The organism is Pseudomonas sp. GW101-3H06 (assembly GCF_059424605.1).
Window position 1 is genome coordinate 18,930 of record NZ_JBWKZO010000002.1, and the last position, 15,389, is coordinate 34,318.

The window sequence follows — 15,389 nt, forward strand, 5'->3', positions numbered from 1 at the left end:
GCCAATCCAAGTCACCCATGATGTCAATTTTTCAAGATCCTAGGCTGAGTTTTGGAGGGCGATTGCTCTTTCAGTCCCGCTAAGAGGGTCGGTCTACCGCATGCAGCGTTTTGCCGCTTGGTAAATTGGGGTCAATTACCCGAGGGAATCACGTAGCCATGGCATTCAGTTGGACAGACGAGCAAGAGGCAATTTTCGCCTGCAAGGAAATCCGTTTGCGCGTCCGTGCGTTCGCCGGCGCTTCGAAAACCACCTCTTTGGTTGAGTACACCAAAAGGCACTCAAGGCGTCGTTTTCTGTACCTATCTTACAATCGAAGCATTGCTGATGAGGCAACGGGGAAATTCCCGAGGAATGTAGACTGTTTTTCAACGCACCAAGTGGCATACAAGGCGGTGGCGGCGAAATACAAACACAAACTTGGTGAGAATTTAAGGCCATCCGACGTAAAACGTGTCCTGAATCTTGATGACTGGAACCTAGTCCGCGCTGCAATTGGAACAGTCACCAACTTCCTCAACAGTACTATCGAGGTTATTCACGAAGACCACTTGCCACAACTGAACGGCCGCCCCGTCTCTCAAATGAGTCCATCTTTTGTCGACGCTGTATTTCAATGCTCGCAAGAGCTATGGAATCGAATGTTAGATCCTGATGATTTAGAAATACCGATGCTCCACGACGGATATTTAAAGCTCTATTTCCTCAGCAAACCTGACTTGAGCCTCAAGTACGATGGTGTTCTTGCTGACGAAGCCCAAGATCTCAATGGTATTACTCTTGGGTTGGCAAAATCTCAGTCATGCCAGGTAATTCTTGTTGGTGACACGCACCAACAACTGTATTCGTTCAGAGGTAGCGACAATGCCCTCTCGGATCCTGACCTAGACACAGCAGTCGATTTATATCTGACGAAATCATTTCGCTTTGGCCCAGCCGTTGCAACGATCGCTAACATCCTTCTGAGCTACAAGGGCGAGACCAATAAGGTGGTTGGTGCAGGATATCCGACCAAGGTCAAAGCAGTCCTAGATAGCGATGCTGTGCGTCCAGCTCTCCTGCACCGAACAGTGATGGGCGTCATAATGTCAGCGCTTGAATTAACATCAAAAAACAAAAAGATTTTTTGGGTTGGGAAAATAGACTCTTACAAAATCTCAGACATCGAGGATCTTTACTGGTTAAGCGAAGGTAATACGAGCAAAATCAAGTCCAAGAGATTATTGAAAGAGTTTAAGAACTGGGACGACTACGTGTCAGTTGCGGAGGCCAGTAAGGACCGTGATATGGCGCGAGCAATAAAGATTGTCACTTCTTATGATCGCCTGGACGAAGCTTTAGCGCAAATTCGGAAGCTCACAGTAAAAGACGAACGATCTGCTGATGTAATACTTTCTACGGCCCACAGGTCCAAAGGTTTGGAGTTCGACTATGTCAGCCTGGAGGAGGACTTCCCCGACCCCCTTGACCCGGAGATGTCCGAAAGCTCACGCGACGATGAAATCAACTTGCTTTATGTTGCTGCTACTCGGGCGAAGATCTGTTTAGCCGTCAACTCCATCATCATAGGCATGATGCGGGATTATGAGAGGCGACGGAAAATCAATATTCAAATGGCCGGGAACTGAAATCAGCTATCGTGGGACTTTAGATTGGCGGGGACAGATCCCAGTCGAGATCGCAGACTGTGCAAGTCACATCCCCTACCAAGACTCTTAACGGTGCAGAGGACCTCAATTTGTGCATCAAGCTTCGCTAGGCACAATCCACGGCCGTGCGCGACCAAGCGATAACCATGGATAGCGAGAAGCTCCTGTAAATCCTCCCAGCTAGTCGATTGAGCAATCAACTCAATAACGCCGGCTTTTGCCTCATCAGTCAACTCCCCATCGAGTGGCGGGATGACACTCAGATCCTCTCGCGGGTCGATACTCATCATCAGGTTCTGTGGGAGGATCCTGACCGGCGATTGACGTGAAACTGCAGCTATTATTTCGTACAGTCCATGGATAGCGAATAGCGCACAGCACCCCAAAAGCCCATAACCAATCCATTCTGTAACATTCGCTGCATCACCGGACATGCGCACTGAGGCGTATCGCACCAGGATCTGAAAAGACGCGGCTCCAAGAGCGATAGGGAAAAATACGCCACCTACAACGCTTGGAGAAGATAAAATCGAAGAGGACGACAAACCAGGTCTCCTGTTACGGATTAAGGCACAGCCCCCTCCACAGGGGCTGTACCAAAGGCTTACTTGGAGACAGGACTGGCGCCGTTCGACGGCTGTGAACCTGGTGCAGTGGGGACGGTGGGAAGTTTGGCATCTACCGAGGGAGCAGCATCAGCGCGGGAGCCATATCCAAGAATTTTCTGCGAGACGACATCACCGCCATCAACCGGCTGACCTTGTTCTTTCTGAGCCTGGGCCTGAGCTTCCGCTTTCTCCCCGACCATCATTTTCTTCATGATCGAAATGAATGCACTGATTGGCTGCGCCCCTGAAACGAACTCTTTCTCGCCGGTGAGATTGTCGATGATGACGGTGGCCGGCGTGCCTGTCGCGCCAATTTTCTCTCCCATACGCATGTGCTCGGCGATGCGGTCTTTGTAATTGTCGCTGCTCATGCACTGGGCAAATTTGACTTTGTCGCCGCCAAGCCATTTGACGATGTCAGGCATGTCCTTCACACCACCACCATTGCCTGCAGATTTATCGAAGATCTGGTCGAGGAAAACCCAGAAGCCACGGTTACCTTTCTGTTCGGCGAAACATTCAGCTGCTTTGGCATCGTCAGTGGCAGCTGGGTTGTGAAAGCTCAACGGTAGATGACGCCACTGCCAATTGACGGCGCCATTGGAGCGATCAACGATCTCCTTGAGGTTGGGGTGAAGTTTCTTGCAGAAAGGACACTCCATGTCGGAAAACTCGGCCAGGGTGAATCGTGCTTTCAACTCACCGTATACGCGCGCGTCATTCGGCACCTCGTCCGCGGCAGCTGAGAACTTCGCGAATTGCGCTTTCGAATACTCCTCGATCTCCGCCTTTTCACGCATGGAGGCCGCGGTTTCCATTTTGCTGGTCAGGTATTGTTCCCCCCAGACGTTGAGTGCTGCGTAGCTGACAGCCTGGCTGAGAGCAACAGCGGTTAGAACAGTTGGAATAAACGTTTTGAGGCGAAGAGTCATGGCGATTCCTGAAGTGGTAGCACTGCAGGAAACATTAAGAGGATTGTCTAGCAGGAAGGGGCCAATCAGCCCCTCATAATGGGCGCAATCACCGGCTGGAGATAAGCCGCAAAGCAGGAGCTATGTGGAGGATTGGCGCATGGAATTGAATAGCCTGTCGAGCGTGGCTTGGCTCTGTAATTAGCTGGCCATTCATTGCCAATAAACATGCGAGGACTGGTCCTCTTCCACCGTCAAGAGATGCGCCCTCAGCCTTGTAGCGGGCCACTAATTCATGCAGAGACGCATCGTTCCACTTGTTACCGGGGAGTTCCTGATAGCGAGCGCTAAGCAGCGTCAGACGATCCTCAAACGTTGTGTAGTGATCCAGTTGCTCCAGCAACTCATAAAAGGCGGTTCCATAGCTACTGAGGGTCGATGCCAGAGCCCCCATCCTCACTCGGTAGTAGGTGGCTTGGTCCTGATAGGAGCGGTAAAGGAAAATGTCATTTCGGCTCAGCCCTCTTCCGCCGCCTTTAGCATCCAGGATCCCGAGGTTGCGTTCACATTCACGAAGACGGCTTTCCTCGCGACCAAAACGCGAAAGTACGGATCGAGCTTCCTTCCGTTTCAAGAAAAACAAGCTGCGAAGTGATTTATAGGTTTTCAAGGGCTGCATCTCATTTTCCTTTGGGTGGGTCAAACCTAGCACCTGGACGACCTATGGCTTCGTTAATCAGCCCCAGCCATAGGTGCAGTCCGGCCATGCGCGATTGGTGGTTTAGGCAATTCGTTGTGACTGATGGCGAGCAAGACGCTCCTGGCGCTCTTGTTCCTCTACCGATAAACGAGCTTCCGGTAGGAGTAGCATTCGGGCTAAACCAATCTCAGCTCCTGAAATCTCACAGAACCCGAACAAGTCGTCCTGGGAAATTCGCCGTGCAGCTTCCTGAAGGGCTTTAATACGCTGGGTGTCGCGCTGAATCTCTACAGCTACACGTTGCCGAAGCTCTTCAAGCGTTGCAGTGTCGGTAGGATCGGAAAACGACTCGACACGCTCGAGCTCTGGCTTCTTCGCCTCAATTCGGGCTCGAATCGCCTCTACCAATTGCCCAACAAGTGACGCAAAGAAAATACGTTGGTCTTTGTTCATGTAACTCGACGCCGGCATCGCCAGCAATTCACTCTTAGTCACATTTGCCTCCAGCAGTTATTTGAATCTCCATCATCCATGCAGAGCCAGAACTGCAAGTACCCTTCTCACCTTGCCTTTCGGCCTCCCTCTCACTCACTGATGGCGCTCACCGAAAGTTTCTTTTGAGTCTGTTTCACACCATATGGGAAGAAATGCCCCCCACCTCACGTCAGTGGTCTATCCGTTTCTTTTCTGAGGTCGTAAACCCAAAGGCCTGAATGCATTTCTGAAGGCAAAAAAAAGCCGGCGACAAAGCCGGCTTTTCTGTTGGGCATTTACTGAAGACTATGCACATCCCTCAGCGTTGATACGATCGCGGCTGTCTGAGGTGCCGTCACAGAGTAATTAGCCTCAATGGCGTCAGCGAACTGATCGAAACTGAAGCGGTGAACGGTTGGTGTGCCGTCCTTTAGTAAATGGCCGTAGCTACGCATGGCCAGGGTCACAAGCTGAGCCTGTTCGTTTGTTGCGCGGTATGTGTCCACACCGAGTACTTGGCGGCATGCAATTAGAGGTTTCATGGTTACTCCATAATCAGGAGCGAGACCACACCCAAACGGGAGTAGCCCCGCTCGGGTCATTTAAGGTTTACGAGATTGCTCGGCAAAATCCGAGGGTTCAGTTTTTACTGCGATCCAGGCCCTTACCTACTCGAGCAATGCCCCAGAGGATCGCCAAAGCGGCAAGTACGAGGAAGGCCATCAGCGACCAGAAAAACTGCGGATCGTATTGGTATGAGCCACCGAACATGGCGATGATGTAGAGCAAAATTTCCATAAGGACTCCAAGCGTTGGAGACCCATGCCCCAGAAGGGGAATGAGGTCCCCTGGTGGGTTGAAAGATTGCTTGAATTAGCAGAGCTCAGGTCAAGCTGTACCTGCCCCGAAGGGATCAGCCAAAGGCCGAGTGAGAGATGATGGTACACAATGGCTGGGGCCAATCCAATACCGGCCCCACTCCAGAAATAGCTCTGCAATCAGTAGGCGCCAACTGGCCCGCTTTTCTGATCGGGAAGGTAAAAAGCAGTACCCTCTGGGAGATTTCTCGAAAGAGCCGAGGCTACTTCAGCGGCCGATACATTGCCGTTATCCAAGAACAGGACCTTGTCCATGACTGAGGTCGTTTCACTGTTGATTGGAATGGCAACAATGCGAGCCGCGTATCCTCCCCGGTCGGCCGGCGCATACCCATCAGAAGCAAGTACCCCACGACGCCCCAAGAAAACCTTGGCTGTCTTGACACCAGCTTCGGTCTCTATTGATCCCGTGCGGAACTGACCATTTTGGACATTGATGGTTTTCGTTACGTTGGTGACTGCAGACGCAAACATCGCATTCATTTTCTTCGAACAATTTGAGACGGCGTCCGTAACACTATCCGTTTGATCTGCATGCTCGAAGCACACAAGAAATCCGAGGTTTACGCGAGGATCATACTTTGGAGAACCGGCTACCAAACTGAGGGCCATGCCAGCGGCCCCCATATTCCCGCCAATGGCATTCAAGCCAATTGCCTCGATGTCCTTACCAGTTCGACCAGCTGGTGTGGCGACCGATGAGATGTATTTTTTCGTTTGTTCGGCCGTCGCCGTGTGGAGCTGGTTTGCTGTGTATGACCCAGCTGGTGCAACTTTAAGCGAGGGCATTCCCAACACACTGAACACCTTATCCACCGGAGTAGCATCAGCGCGGAATTGCAAAGGCGTGGCATTTGCGTGCTTGAGTGTTACCACCTCAGAGTCACGAAACTCATATTCAACACCAGCCACAGGCGCGGAACCCACACCTTCAGACTGGGCCTTGCTTACACGGTCGTGCATAGCGCAACCCGCCGTTGATGCGATAGCCACCGCAAGCGCCATTCCAAGGTAATTCATCAATCCCCTCTCCTCTAGGTTTCAATCCGAATGATGCTCAAATCATTCCATAGTGCGTTCTAACTGCAAGGTTACATCGGCATCCTTTTAGATGGTAATTGGCACCGTTTTGCATCTCGAATAGCGCCCTTTATGTGCATTGATGGAGGCATGCTCAATGGAAGCACATTCAGTAACATGCAACGTCACAAAGGGAATGGAAATGAAGGTCATTCGAACCGATCGCTTGTCAAAATTGCTCAGCCCAGATCGGCTTGCATTGTTGGTTTACGGGTTGTACGCCGCTGGCTTTATTGTCGGGATTACTGCCGTCGTAGGTGCTGTCATCGCCCACATGAACCTTCGCTGCCAGGATGAGGTTTGGCGAACTCATTTCCGCCGCCAGGTGCAGGTTTGTTGGTGGAGCATTGTCTGGCTTTTGCTGGGGGGTATAACAATCAAATTTGGAGTTGGTTACCTAGTCTTGCTGGCCTGGTTCGCGTGGGTCTGCTTCCAGATTGGTTCTGGCCTGAACAACCTCAGGAAAAACCTACCGGCATAAAAAAACCCCGATCACTCGGGGTTTTTTCTCGCGCATCAGAACACGTTTAGATTGTTTGCTCTCTTACGACTCCACGCGAAGAACCCCCACTGCGTTTTCCAGCTGGATGACCAAGCTCAATCCACATGCACTGGTACCCACTGCTGAACTGCTGACATACCGGAACGATTCGCGCTGGAGCGGTATAAAGCTTTGCGTCCGGATCTTCCACTCGTGAATTGCCGGCGCAGCCGCCAAGTGCAAGAGACAAAAGCAATAACAACGTTATTTTCATGAGGAGCTCCAAAAGTTAACGAGCTCCTCCCCAAAGCGGGGTATGAGCCCGCAAGGGTTTCGAGATGCTGCACCGCAGCTGGTTCGGCCTGATGGCCATTGAATAACGAGCACATGCTCGCCAAACAAATCAAAAACTCAGTTCTGAGCCGAATGGCTCAACGCTAAACCTCTAGTCATAGCGCTCGCACGAATCATCAGGCACACCTGAATGATCCACCCTTGGGTATTCCCCTCCGCCTTCAACGTCACCGAACCATCGCAGAAAACGGCTTTGAAAGCTCCGTCAGCATTGCGGATCCGGCGGTGGGAGATTGAACCCTCGACCATGTCCTGGAGCTCAGCTTTTAGACCTGCCACCGCAGCGGCCGTTTGGGTGGTGCCATACACCCCGTTGCCAATAAAGAATCGAAGATCAACCCGATTCGTATCCGCGCTGTCAGTCTGAATGGTCAGATCGGATCGTCGAACCTCGCATGACAGATACCGCGTATTACTCCCCTCACCGACGCTAAAGGATTTCGTGCTATGAGCCTGATGATGCTGATGAGCAGCCTTAAAAAACAACCGAATTGGATTGAGCAAATCCATTGCCGAATCAGCGAACTCTGGCCAACTAGCCTCATAACCGTGATTACTACTGAACATTCATTCTCATCCAAGAGGTGGCAAGACCAGTTAGCTCCACAAGGGAAAGAGGCTCAGTTTCCCCGCGGTTTTGACTGAGCCATGTTAAAAACTCTGGAATCTGTGTGGCCCCCGAATTAGAAGAGTGCTGGGGCAACATAGGAGCTATGGAAGTCGACCTCAAAAAAGGTTCAACCGCAGCCCTTACAAGCTTGGTGTATAGGTCACTTTTCGGTGCGAGTTCAGGCTGCAAAGTAAGGACGCTTCGAATCAAATGGGTTACCTGGTCAAGGTCGCCAGCACCATTACCCTCATTTGATTCGCCGGCTAGACTTGGATCGATGTCGGGGCTGGTTAGGGCCTCCAGGCTCTGCAAAGCGGCAACGATGAGCTCTGCATAAGCAGCACCGAGCACCGTGTTGCGGCATCGCATTATAGGCTCAGTACCTGCAAATAACGCTGGTGCTCCACCACTCAGTTCTCCAACAACCAAGTTCAGGGTAGGCACCGTTCTCATCATTTCGCGAAGCGCAATGTGACTCTGATTCATGGTGGATCTCCTTGTACGTACGTCCATTGAACAGGAGAATTTGAAGATGCAAGAAAACATGACATTCCGGGTCACGATCATTAGAACTGGAGGAGCTAGTCTGACATTTGATGAACGTGCTCCGGGGAGTGTTTGCCCCCTTTTCTGGTCAACCGCACAGCGCTCTCATGGCTGATTGTCCGTCGCCGGCGCACAACCCATATCAACCACTGGAGACCTCTCATGTCCCTAATCAATGAATACCGCAGCACAGAAGAAAACATTAAGGAGTTGCAACGCCGCCTGGACGAACTTTCCAGCGATGAACGACTGAAAGCGGAGCTCGAATTCGAAAGAAAACTTAGGGATCTGATGGGACAGTACAATAAAAGTCTACGTGACATAATTCTGCTGCTTGACCCACAGGCTTTAAAGCGCCCTGGCGCCAAGCCTGTCGCTCAGCGGCGGCAGCGTGTCGTGAAGGTCTACAAAAACCCACACACAGGCGAAACTGTTCAGACCAAAGGCGGCAACCACAAAATTCTCAAAAGCTGGAAGGAAAAGCACGGCGCCGGCGAAGTCGACAAATGGCTTCAAGCCTAAAGCACGGACCTGCATTGAGGCCCACTTCGGGCCTTAATTTTGCCCTAGTGTCAGACTTCACGGGTAGAAAGGGTCACATGTTGCTAATCCGCATTTGGGATGGCATTATTCAGCCTCTTCTTCTGGTGCCTGTTCACCAGTACGGCGTAAGCCTAGCTGCTTGCAGCAATTCTTAATGCTTCACCCTTCCAGAATTTTGTCCAATCTCCAGTTCACCTGCGAGATCAGACGCCACTTGATTTTAGACGTCCAGAAGGCTGCCACTGTCCATAAAGCTGGGGTTCACACTTTTGTGTGAATCCTGTTCAGAAGATTCTTCTTCTGGACGGCGAGGTCAGCAGTCGGTGCCTCGGATGATCCTATCCAAAAAACAACTGCAGTCGCATGATGGTATGAGAGTCGGTTACATGGAAAGCGAAAGCCCACCAAAGGACCGATTCGCCTCCACCCTGCACTGCAGGGTTTTTCCAGGAAACTGGCATATCAGGCTAAGACAAATCCTCACTTCGGTGACGGAGAAAAAACCCGACCTCTTGAGGTCGGGTTTTTTTTTGGGAAATCCCTTCCGTCCACACGCCCTGTAAAAGGTTGCCATGCGAATCGCATTTGACACATCCTTCAACCACACAACCGACGTGAAAAATCATCGTGGCAGAAAATCAAAAGACTGGCTCATCTACATGCAGGGCAGAATTTTCTCCTGAAACAAGAATAGCTTTAGCAGCTGGTGCTGGGCATACCTGTAGCTACGAACTATGCCTAGAACCCACAACAATGGCCGTTACCAAGAAAAAAAAAGATGGCACGCCTACTGACCAGCTTAGGTCTGGGGGAATCGGAGTCGCAGCTCACATATATGGTGCCACTCAAACTGGATGCCCTAGACCTTCGAGCAAAACACCAGACGAACTAAGCGACATCAAAAACGGGATTTGGGTATGCCACACCCATGGGACGTTAATAGATCAACATGAAAAGGCCTACTCTGCAGAGTATTTGATGCTATGCAAAGAAGTACGCACCTTCGCCCATACATTTAGCATGACTTCCGCTGACATACGTAGTGTCTTAAAGCTGGTACCTCCACGCACATACGAAAAAATTGTTTGGAAATATTCCTCAGAGCTAACTAACTCGATTAAAGACATCGAGCGCGAAGTTATGGCCGAAGCAGGAAGACAACTATCACTAGACTCTCTCACCTCGTATACCCAGGCCCCGTCACCGCCACCAAGATTTAAGCAGACATCACTAAGCATCTTTGCCAGCGAGGACGCTAAAACGCCGTCAACCGTCAACGTTGAGACGACCAAAAAAGCATCAGATTCAACCATAGCAGAGCTAATCAAAAGCTGGTCACGAGAAGAAGAACTCATTACTGATAAAAACATATCTATAACAATTGAAGATCTTCATGCCGTCATTTCAGCGAAAAATCCTGTTACCGGAACTATTGCCGCTGAGCGAGTACCAGTCTCAGGAAGAATGCTAATAAACGTAATTCAAGCCGGCGACCTTGAAGGCTCGCCTCGCTACCATGTGTTTGCATGGATGAGAGGGGCCTCTCCGGTTGCCTTTAATTGGAATTTAGTGTTTGGCGTAAAAGGCGAAAACGCCTCATCATTTAGACGAAACAAAGAGTATGCGAACCTAACGACTTATTCCGACTCGTCAATACGCGATGCAAGACAGGCTGAAGCCCTTCTTGAGAAACTGGTTATGGGGTGGAAACCAGTTGGATTCTTCGGGCTTCACAGCTTAAATTTCAGTCGTGAAACATTTCAAAGCTCTTACTTTGAAATTGATCAAATCCCAAATCTTGACATTTTAAAGAAGATGCATAGAAACGCTCTAAGAACTATCTACCCACTGAACATACTTGATAAATTTGGCCGCTTTATAGACGTATCTGATGCATTCTACGACGAAAACTTAACCGACGACATGATCGATGCTGCTTTTGAAGAGCTCAATGATGCTTCGGAAGGCGACGCACTACCATCAAAATTTCGATCGACCACGTGCGTCGAAACAGACACATGGGAGTTATGCTTGGTTTTCAGAACTTATATTAATGGTTTTTCCTTGGGATTCAGAAGAATACCAAAACAAACAAGATTTGATCTCTACTAAAGGGACTATATACACGGTTTTATGCCGCACATTGAATTACTGGCGGACCTGAGTCCGCCGTCGCATAAATTATTCTTGATTATTTACTCGAACTAAATCTTTCGACGCCACAGTAATCAAACTGCAATAGAACAGCCAGCCACAGATGCTCATCAGTAACAAGGCGACCCCCAACCAACTCGACGTGGCATCAAGCATACGTGCTGAAGCCTGCAGGCAGACGCCCCCAAGAACTAGCAAACGCATCGGGCCCAGGCAAAACTTTTCGCTTTTAGTCAGCGATGACTGAATTTTGGAGGCCTCATTCCACGTTAACCGGCGCGAAATCACCGCAGCAATTAGGAAGGGCTCCAAGCGTCCCCCCATGACCACGAAGAGGGGCATCAGCCCTAACTGCTGCTCAACCGCTGTGGTGTACAAAATGACGAGCAGCGTACGCTTCTCAGGATCGAGCAGCTCCATAGGGAAAGCGGTTCTGGGCAAGACACCGGTCTTCCAAGCCATCGCATCAGCACCAATCATCGCCACGAGCGCGATGAGGTTTAAAACACCCCCGATAACGAGGGCCAAGGGCGTTGCGATTCTGAAAAATCTTCGCCATGGAGATCCTGGGCCAATGCTGCTTCGGACAACGGCACCGCCAGGTAGCATTCCGCACTTCCAAGCACATAACGCTACTAGGACAAATACAAGCGGACTAGCCAAACTAAACAGATGGAATGCTGCCTTGCCGACCACCAGAAGCAAAGTGATCGCCACTACAGCTGCAAAAAACGTCAGTGCAAAGAAATAGGGAAGCACCCTAACCGCAGCTGGAATTGCTTCAGCGATCCAGCCTGGCCATCTGCCAAAATTTAGCGCTGGTCCAGCCAATTGAGATTGATCAATGGTTGCCAAAAATCGGTTTCCTTCACGAAGCCCAGCGACTGCCGGTGCGTTACTCAGACCCCCAGGTCTTGATCCTAGGCATGGCATAACTATCGGAGGCTACAACGGACTCTTTAATCTGCAAGGTGATTTCGCAAGTTATTGCGGACCTTGCATTATTGGATATTGAGGCATTTTGAGAATTCTGATCGTTAGGAATTCAATCATGCAATCCAACATTACGCCTCAACCCTACACCGTACTGGAGCTCACACCACAGGCTCTTTTTGACATCTATGGTACCTACTGCCACACATTCGAGCAGACTGTTCTGACCGCTATGCGACACCTCCTACAGGATCAGTACACAGACGGCGCTTACGAGCTTCGTAAGTATCCAAACGGCTCTATGGCGCTGGTTCTCCCAACGCTCGATCAGGTCAGCGCATCCTTCGGCATGACTGAAGAATCAATCACCCTCGAGGGTGCGTCGATTGCTGCAAACCTGATAGCCATAGGTCAGCTAATGGTTGTTGCAGACGAACGCGAGGATGAATCCAACAAGCTGATCCAGTACAACCAATACTATGGCCTAAAGGACGCATTGAAGGGGCAGGTCAATTTTATTATCGACACCACCCAACCTGATGGTTACCGCAGCCTAACAGATGACGAAATAGCCACACTTAAAACAGCTGCCCAGCGCCATCCTGACGAAGAGGCAATCCGTAATTTGGTCGACTGAAGTAGAAACTCGATTACCCTTCCTTGGTACCAATCAAGGAACCCAGGTAGGTTGGTCGGCGTAGCCTCAAGCATGTCAAATCGCTTGAGGTCACTATCGTGCTGACAAGGCAAACAATAGCTACCGGCTTGGGGATTGGATCGCTTTTACTCATCGGCTTCAGTGCAGCGGTCAGCAACGGTCTCCTGGCCGCCGCAATTCCTACGGAACTGATCGGACTATCAGGGCAAAAGAATGGATGCGACGCAAATCTGGAATCAGTTTCTCAGATGTCGCTCGCAGAGATTCATCCGCCTGACAGAACTCTGATTCACGACGCGAACGCCGGCGCGTACTGCAATGAAGCATCACCCAGACATAACACGCTATAAAAAAAAGCCCGCCCCTGAAAAAGGGACGGGCTTTTTTTTGCGCGCGGGTCGGCTCCTTTAGGAGGCAATCACCAATAATTGAGATTCACCCAGGTGCTCCTTTGAGTGTTGCAGCCTGGTAAGCCGAGTTTCCTCGGACATAAACATCCATTGAGTACCGACGGCATCAGCCAACGCACCAATCGCGTCAACCAATCCCCAGTAGCTTAATGAAACCGCAGTACCTGCAAAAACAGACGCAAACTCTCGCAACTTAAGCATGAAGGCCACCGGATTTTTTGAATCCAGGAAGCGAGTTAGAACAGCGTTTGTTCCTGCTTGCAACATCGTGCCGTGCCGACCGACAAACTGGCGACCGGCCTCAACACAGGCGGTCATCAGGTGGTCGACTTCATCTTGATGCTCACGAACGAATTGCGAGGATTGTTCGGTTTGGTCGGGTAGTTTTCTCATGGGTTCACTCCAAAAAAAGGAGGACCCATCCCCAAAGGGGAAGAGATCCCCCAAGGGTTAGAAAAGGTGCTGCAAGGAGCAGCTTCAAAGCCCAGCGAACATACGCCAGGACAGAAACACGATTAAATCACTACTTCTCCTCAGGGGGAATAGTCTTATCCGCCGTGGCGTCCGCCACAACGCTACACAGAGGCTTTCCCTCATCATCTGACAGTCGTACCAGGCGAGGTGCCTTTTCCCCTTCCATGACGCTCCAGAGGCACCCAAGGCGATCCTGCAAGATAGCCCCACGGCCGATTGGCATAGAAATACTCTCTAGCCGCTCCAGCATCTGTTGCGATTTGATATCTACTTCGCTCGCATAGCTCGCCAGTGGCAACCCACACACAGCAAGCAAAAGAAACTTTTGAACTGCGCTACGCAATGCTGCACCAGTGCCAGTCATTCTGGGTCTCCCCTTTCATTTTCAGTTGAACAAGCATCGTTTTGGTAGGTGTGACCCACGCCAACGCGTCTTCCCTAAGGCGCAACTTTGTCGCGCTGGGCTTCCAAAAAATTTCGTCGATGCCCAACACAACTTTTGTCGCAACCGATGCAACGAAATCCTGTGGGAAGTGAGTCGGGCTCTGCGAGGCTGCGACGAGCATGAGACCGAACTTACGCGCCTCTTTTGCGATCGTGTTGATGATGTTGTCTTCACTTTCATCCGCGAACACATGCGCCTCGTCCAGGATGATCACGTCTCGAATCCGATCCTGTGGCCCGCGCTCAACGGCCGCCAGGAAGATCTCCTCCAAACGAAACAGAACAAATAATTTTCTTTCCGTCATCGAGAGCGCCTGAAGGTGGTAGCGCCAGACAGGATTTGATTCGTGGAATGGAGGTTGTACGGATTTGAAAATACCGATGGCATCCAGATTCTGAAGCCGATCGACCACTGACTTCAGTACGTCTGTACTGTCGTACTTCATCAGCGATGTCAACTCTCTGCCGGTAGTAATAGCCTCAACATACGTCGTGAATGAATCGATAGCCTTCGCCTTGGCCTTATCCAGGTCGACCTTCGCTGCTTCATCTTCGAAATTGGCTTCACCTTTGCGTAGCGCCTGAATGGCCTTTTTCCGATAGGCCGCTGCAGATCGGTTCGCAACCTCCAGGTAGCTAACTGCTTCAGCACTTGTTCCTAAAAACGACTGCTGATGAATGTTCTGAGCCATCCGCAGCACATCCTTGATGCAGGGATGTGTCCGCGCCATGAGCTTAGGTGGCCATCTCGTGATAGCGCCTTGGTACTGATCTTGCGCAACGTACCACGAATACAGCGGTCCACCGCTCCAGCGAGCCCCGAGGGCCTTTGCCTCATCCTTCTCCCCTTTCGGGACATCAATGAACAACCTATCTTCGTGGCCGTCGGTCATGATGACCGCAGTCTCCTCCTCGACCACCCAGGTCGAAGGATCATCCTGTTTGAATCCATACTGGGCATATACGTCGAGCAGAAGGTTACGTAGACAAGCCTCCTGCTTCGTTCCCATAGCCCTCATGCTTCGCTCTATTGTCGAAATGAAAGCTTGCACGCGCTTGCGAATACCACCGAAGTGAGGATCGGGATTTACTCGTAATGGATTTAACCCCCAGTTCGAACGCTCACTAAAGCGAACCTCTGAGGCGCCTGGTATTTCAAGGTCCCCGTGAATATCAAACACGTGAATGCGCGGGACTGATGAGCCAGACGTTTGGAGCATGTGCGAGATCATTTTCCGGAGTAGAAAAGTCTTACCTGCACCACTCATTCCTACCAGGAGCGTATGGCCGTTAACCAGTTTCTCCGAGTCCCAAATGACCTGGACTTGATTATGCTTTTTTAGCTCAAGGGCATTGAGGCCGAACCGTATCTGCATCTGATGAGTGCCTTATAAATCCCGCGACCTGGTCAAGCAGGCCTGTATGAGGCAACTCTATTCAGCTCTCGCCATCGTTTGGGGTGTGTCTGCCCCTTGGAACGGG

Annotated in this window: 16 protein-coding genes; 5 read left to right on the top strand and 11 right to left on the bottom strand. The window is 50.8% G+C overall.

What is annotated here, in order from left to right; translation table 11 throughout:
- The first annotated feature begins 158 nt into the window (after nt 1-158).
- Nucleotides 159-1,628, top strand: a complete 1,470-nt coding sequence (locus AC07ZE_RS29095) for a 3'-5' exonuclease (protein WP_057978755.1) — start codon at nt 159-161, stop codon at nt 1,626-1,628.
- Nucleotides 1,629-2,253: 625 nt separating this feature from the next.
- Here the strand turns inward: AC07ZE_RS29095 and AC07ZE_RS29100 are convergent.
- From AC07ZE_RS29100 to AC07ZE_RS29125, 6 genes are all read right to left on the bottom strand, one after another.
- On the bottom strand, nt 2,254-3,189 hold the full coding sequence (locus tag AC07ZE_RS29100) for a DsbA family protein (RefSeq protein ID WP_057978759.1): 936 nt from the start codon (nt 3,187-3,189) through the stop codon (nt 2,254-2,256).
- An 88-nt stretch (nt 3,190-3,277) separates the two neighbouring features.
- A complete protein-coding gene (locus AC07ZE_RS29105; RefSeq protein WP_057978761.1) occupies nt 3,278-3,847 on the bottom strand; it encodes a hypothetical protein in 570 nt (189 codons plus the stop codon).
- Nucleotides 3,848-3,949: 102 nt separating this feature from the next.
- Entirely contained in the window at nt 3,950-4,363 is a 414-nt protein-coding gene (locus AC07ZE_RS29110) for a TraR/DksA family transcriptional regulator (RefSeq protein WP_010466510.1), read from the bottom strand.
- Between the two features lie 275 nt (nt 4,364-4,638).
- Nucleotides 4,639-4,884, bottom strand: a complete 246-nt coding sequence (locus AC07ZE_RS29115; protein WP_057978762.1) for a hypothetical protein — start codon at nt 4,882-4,884, stop codon at nt 4,639-4,641.
- 97 nt (nt 4,885-4,981) lie between these two features.
- Entirely contained in the window at nt 4,982-5,140 is a 159-nt protein-coding gene (locus AC07ZE_RS29120; protein ID WP_158004329.1) for a hypothetical protein, read from the bottom strand.
- Between the two features lie 200 nt (nt 5,141-5,340).
- On the bottom strand, nt 5,341-6,240 hold the full coding sequence (locus AC07ZE_RS29125; RefSeq protein WP_057978764.1) for a hypothetical protein: 900 nt from the start codon (nt 6,238-6,240) through the stop codon (nt 5,341-5,343).
- A 157-nt stretch (nt 6,241-6,397) separates the two neighbouring features.
- Between AC07ZE_RS29125 and AC07ZE_RS29130 the strand changes: the two genes are divergently transcribed.
- Nucleotides 6,398-6,781, top strand: coding sequence for a DUF4870 family protein (locus AC07ZE_RS29130; protein ID WP_125919925.1), 384 nt, complete (start codon nt 6,398-6,400; stop codon nt 6,779-6,781).
- Between the two features lie 411 nt (nt 6,782-7,192).
- Here AC07ZE_RS29130 and AC07ZE_RS29135 read toward each other — a convergent pair whose 3' ends face one another.
- Complete coding sequence (locus AC07ZE_RS29135) at nt 7,193-7,702, bottom strand: hypothetical protein (RefSeq protein WP_057978769.1); 510 nt, start codon at nt 7,700-7,702, stop codon at nt 7,193-7,195.
- Nucleotides 7,692-8,231 (bottom strand): hypothetical protein, encoded by a 540-nt coding sequence (locus tag AC07ZE_RS29140; protein ID WP_057978771.1) that lies wholly within the window; start codon nt 8,229-8,231, stop codon nt 7,692-7,694. Before AC07ZE_RS29140 ends, AC07ZE_RS29135 begins: the two co-directional genes overlap by 11 nt.
- Before the next feature lie 222 nt (nt 8,232-8,453).
- Here AC07ZE_RS29140 and AC07ZE_RS29145 point away from each other — a divergent pair, with 222 nt between their 5' ends.
- Both AC07ZE_RS29145 and AC07ZE_RS29150 read left to right on the top strand, forming a co-directional pair.
- Nucleotides 8,454-8,813 (top strand): histone-like nucleoid-structuring protein, MvaT/MvaU family, encoded by a 360-nt coding sequence (locus AC07ZE_RS29145; RefSeq protein ID WP_057978773.1) that lies wholly within the window; start codon nt 8,454-8,456, stop codon nt 8,811-8,813.
- Nucleotides 8,814-9,461: 648 nt separating this feature from the next.
- Nucleotides 9,462-10,946, top strand: a complete 1,485-nt coding sequence (locus AC07ZE_RS29150; protein ID WP_125919926.1) for a hypothetical protein — start codon at nt 9,462-9,464, stop codon at nt 10,944-10,946.
- Nucleotides 10,947-11,015: 69 nt separating this feature from the next.
- Here the strand turns inward: AC07ZE_RS29150 and AC07ZE_RS29155 are convergent, their stop codons facing one another.
- The gene (locus AC07ZE_RS29155; RefSeq protein WP_125919927.1) at nt 11,016-11,843 is read right to left on the bottom strand and encodes a hypothetical protein; all 828 of its coding nucleotides are present in this window, start codon (nt 11,841-11,843) and stop codon (nt 11,016-11,018) included.
- Nucleotides 11,844-12,039: 196 nt separating this feature from the next.
- Here AC07ZE_RS29155 and AC07ZE_RS29160 point away from each other — a divergent pair, with 196 nt between their 5' ends.
- A complete protein-coding gene (locus AC07ZE_RS29160) occupies nt 12,040-12,558 on the top strand; it encodes a hypothetical protein (protein ID WP_057978779.1) in 519 nt (172 codons plus the stop codon).
- A 428-nt stretch (nt 12,559-12,986) separates the two neighbouring features.
- On the opposite strand, the gene AC07ZE_RS29165 is transcribed toward AC07ZE_RS29160, so the two are convergent.
- On the bottom strand, nt 12,987-13,382 hold the full coding sequence (locus tag AC07ZE_RS29165) for a hypothetical protein (RefSeq protein WP_057978782.1): 396 nt from the start codon (nt 13,380-13,382) through the stop codon (nt 12,987-12,989).
- A 416-nt stretch (nt 13,383-13,798) separates the two neighbouring features.
- Entirely contained in the window at nt 13,799-15,283 is a 1,485-nt protein-coding gene (locus AC07ZE_RS29170) for a DUF5710 domain-containing protein (RefSeq protein WP_057978786.1), read from the bottom strand.
- Nucleotides 15,284-15,389: the final 106 nt, after the last annotated feature.

What these genes read in the sequence shown, in the direction of transcription:
- AC07ZE_RS29120 (WP_158004329.1), bottom strand. Translation starts at nt 5,140, where the DNA reads ATGGAAATTTTGCTCTACATCATCGCCATGTTCGGTGGCTCATACCAA.
- AC07ZE_RS29170 (WP_057978786.1), bottom strand. Translation starts at nt 15,283, where the DNA reads ATGCAGATACGGTTCGGCCTCAATGCCCTTGAGCTAAAAAAGCATAAT.
- AC07ZE_RS29160 (WP_057978779.1), top strand. Translation starts at nt 12,040, where the DNA reads ATGCAATCCAACATTACGCCTCAACCCTACACCGTACTGGAGCTCACA.
- AC07ZE_RS29135 (WP_057978769.1), bottom strand. Translation starts at nt 7,702, where the DNA reads ATGTTCAGTAGTAATCACGGTTATGAGGCTAGTTGGCCAGAGTTCGCT.
- AC07ZE_RS29105 (WP_057978761.1), bottom strand. Translation starts at nt 3,847, where the DNA reads ATGCAGCCCTTGAAAACCTATAAATCACTTCGCAGCTTGTTTTTCTTG.
- AC07ZE_RS29145 (WP_057978773.1), top strand. Translation starts at nt 8,454, where the DNA reads ATGTCCCTAATCAATGAATACCGCAGCACAGAAGAAAACATTAAGGAG.
- AC07ZE_RS29095 (WP_057978755.1), top strand. Translation starts at nt 159, where the DNA reads ATGGCATTCAGTTGGACAGACGAGCAAGAGGCAATTTTCGCCTGCAAG.
- AC07ZE_RS29100 (WP_057978759.1), bottom strand. Translation starts at nt 3,189, where the DNA reads ATGACTCTTCGCCTCAAAACGTTTATTCCAACTGTTCTAACCGCTGTT.
- AC07ZE_RS29165 (WP_057978782.1), bottom strand. Translation starts at nt 13,382, where the DNA reads ATGAGAAAACTACCCGACCAAACCGAACAATCCTCGCAATTCGTTCGT.
- AC07ZE_RS29115 (WP_057978762.1), bottom strand. Translation starts at nt 4,884, where the DNA reads ATGAAACCTCTAATTGCATGCCGCCAAGTACTCGGTGTGGACACATAC.
- AC07ZE_RS29125 (WP_057978764.1), bottom strand. Translation starts at nt 6,240, where the DNA reads ATGAATTACCTTGGAATGGCGCTTGCGGTGGCTATCGCATCAACGGCG.
- AC07ZE_RS29140 (WP_057978771.1), bottom strand. Translation starts at nt 8,231, where the DNA reads ATGAATCAGAGTCACATTGCGCTTCGCGAAATGATGAGAACGGTGCCT.
- AC07ZE_RS29130 (WP_125919925.1), top strand. Translation starts at nt 6,398, where the DNA reads ATGGAAGCACATTCAGTAACATGCAACGTCACAAAGGGAATGGAAATG.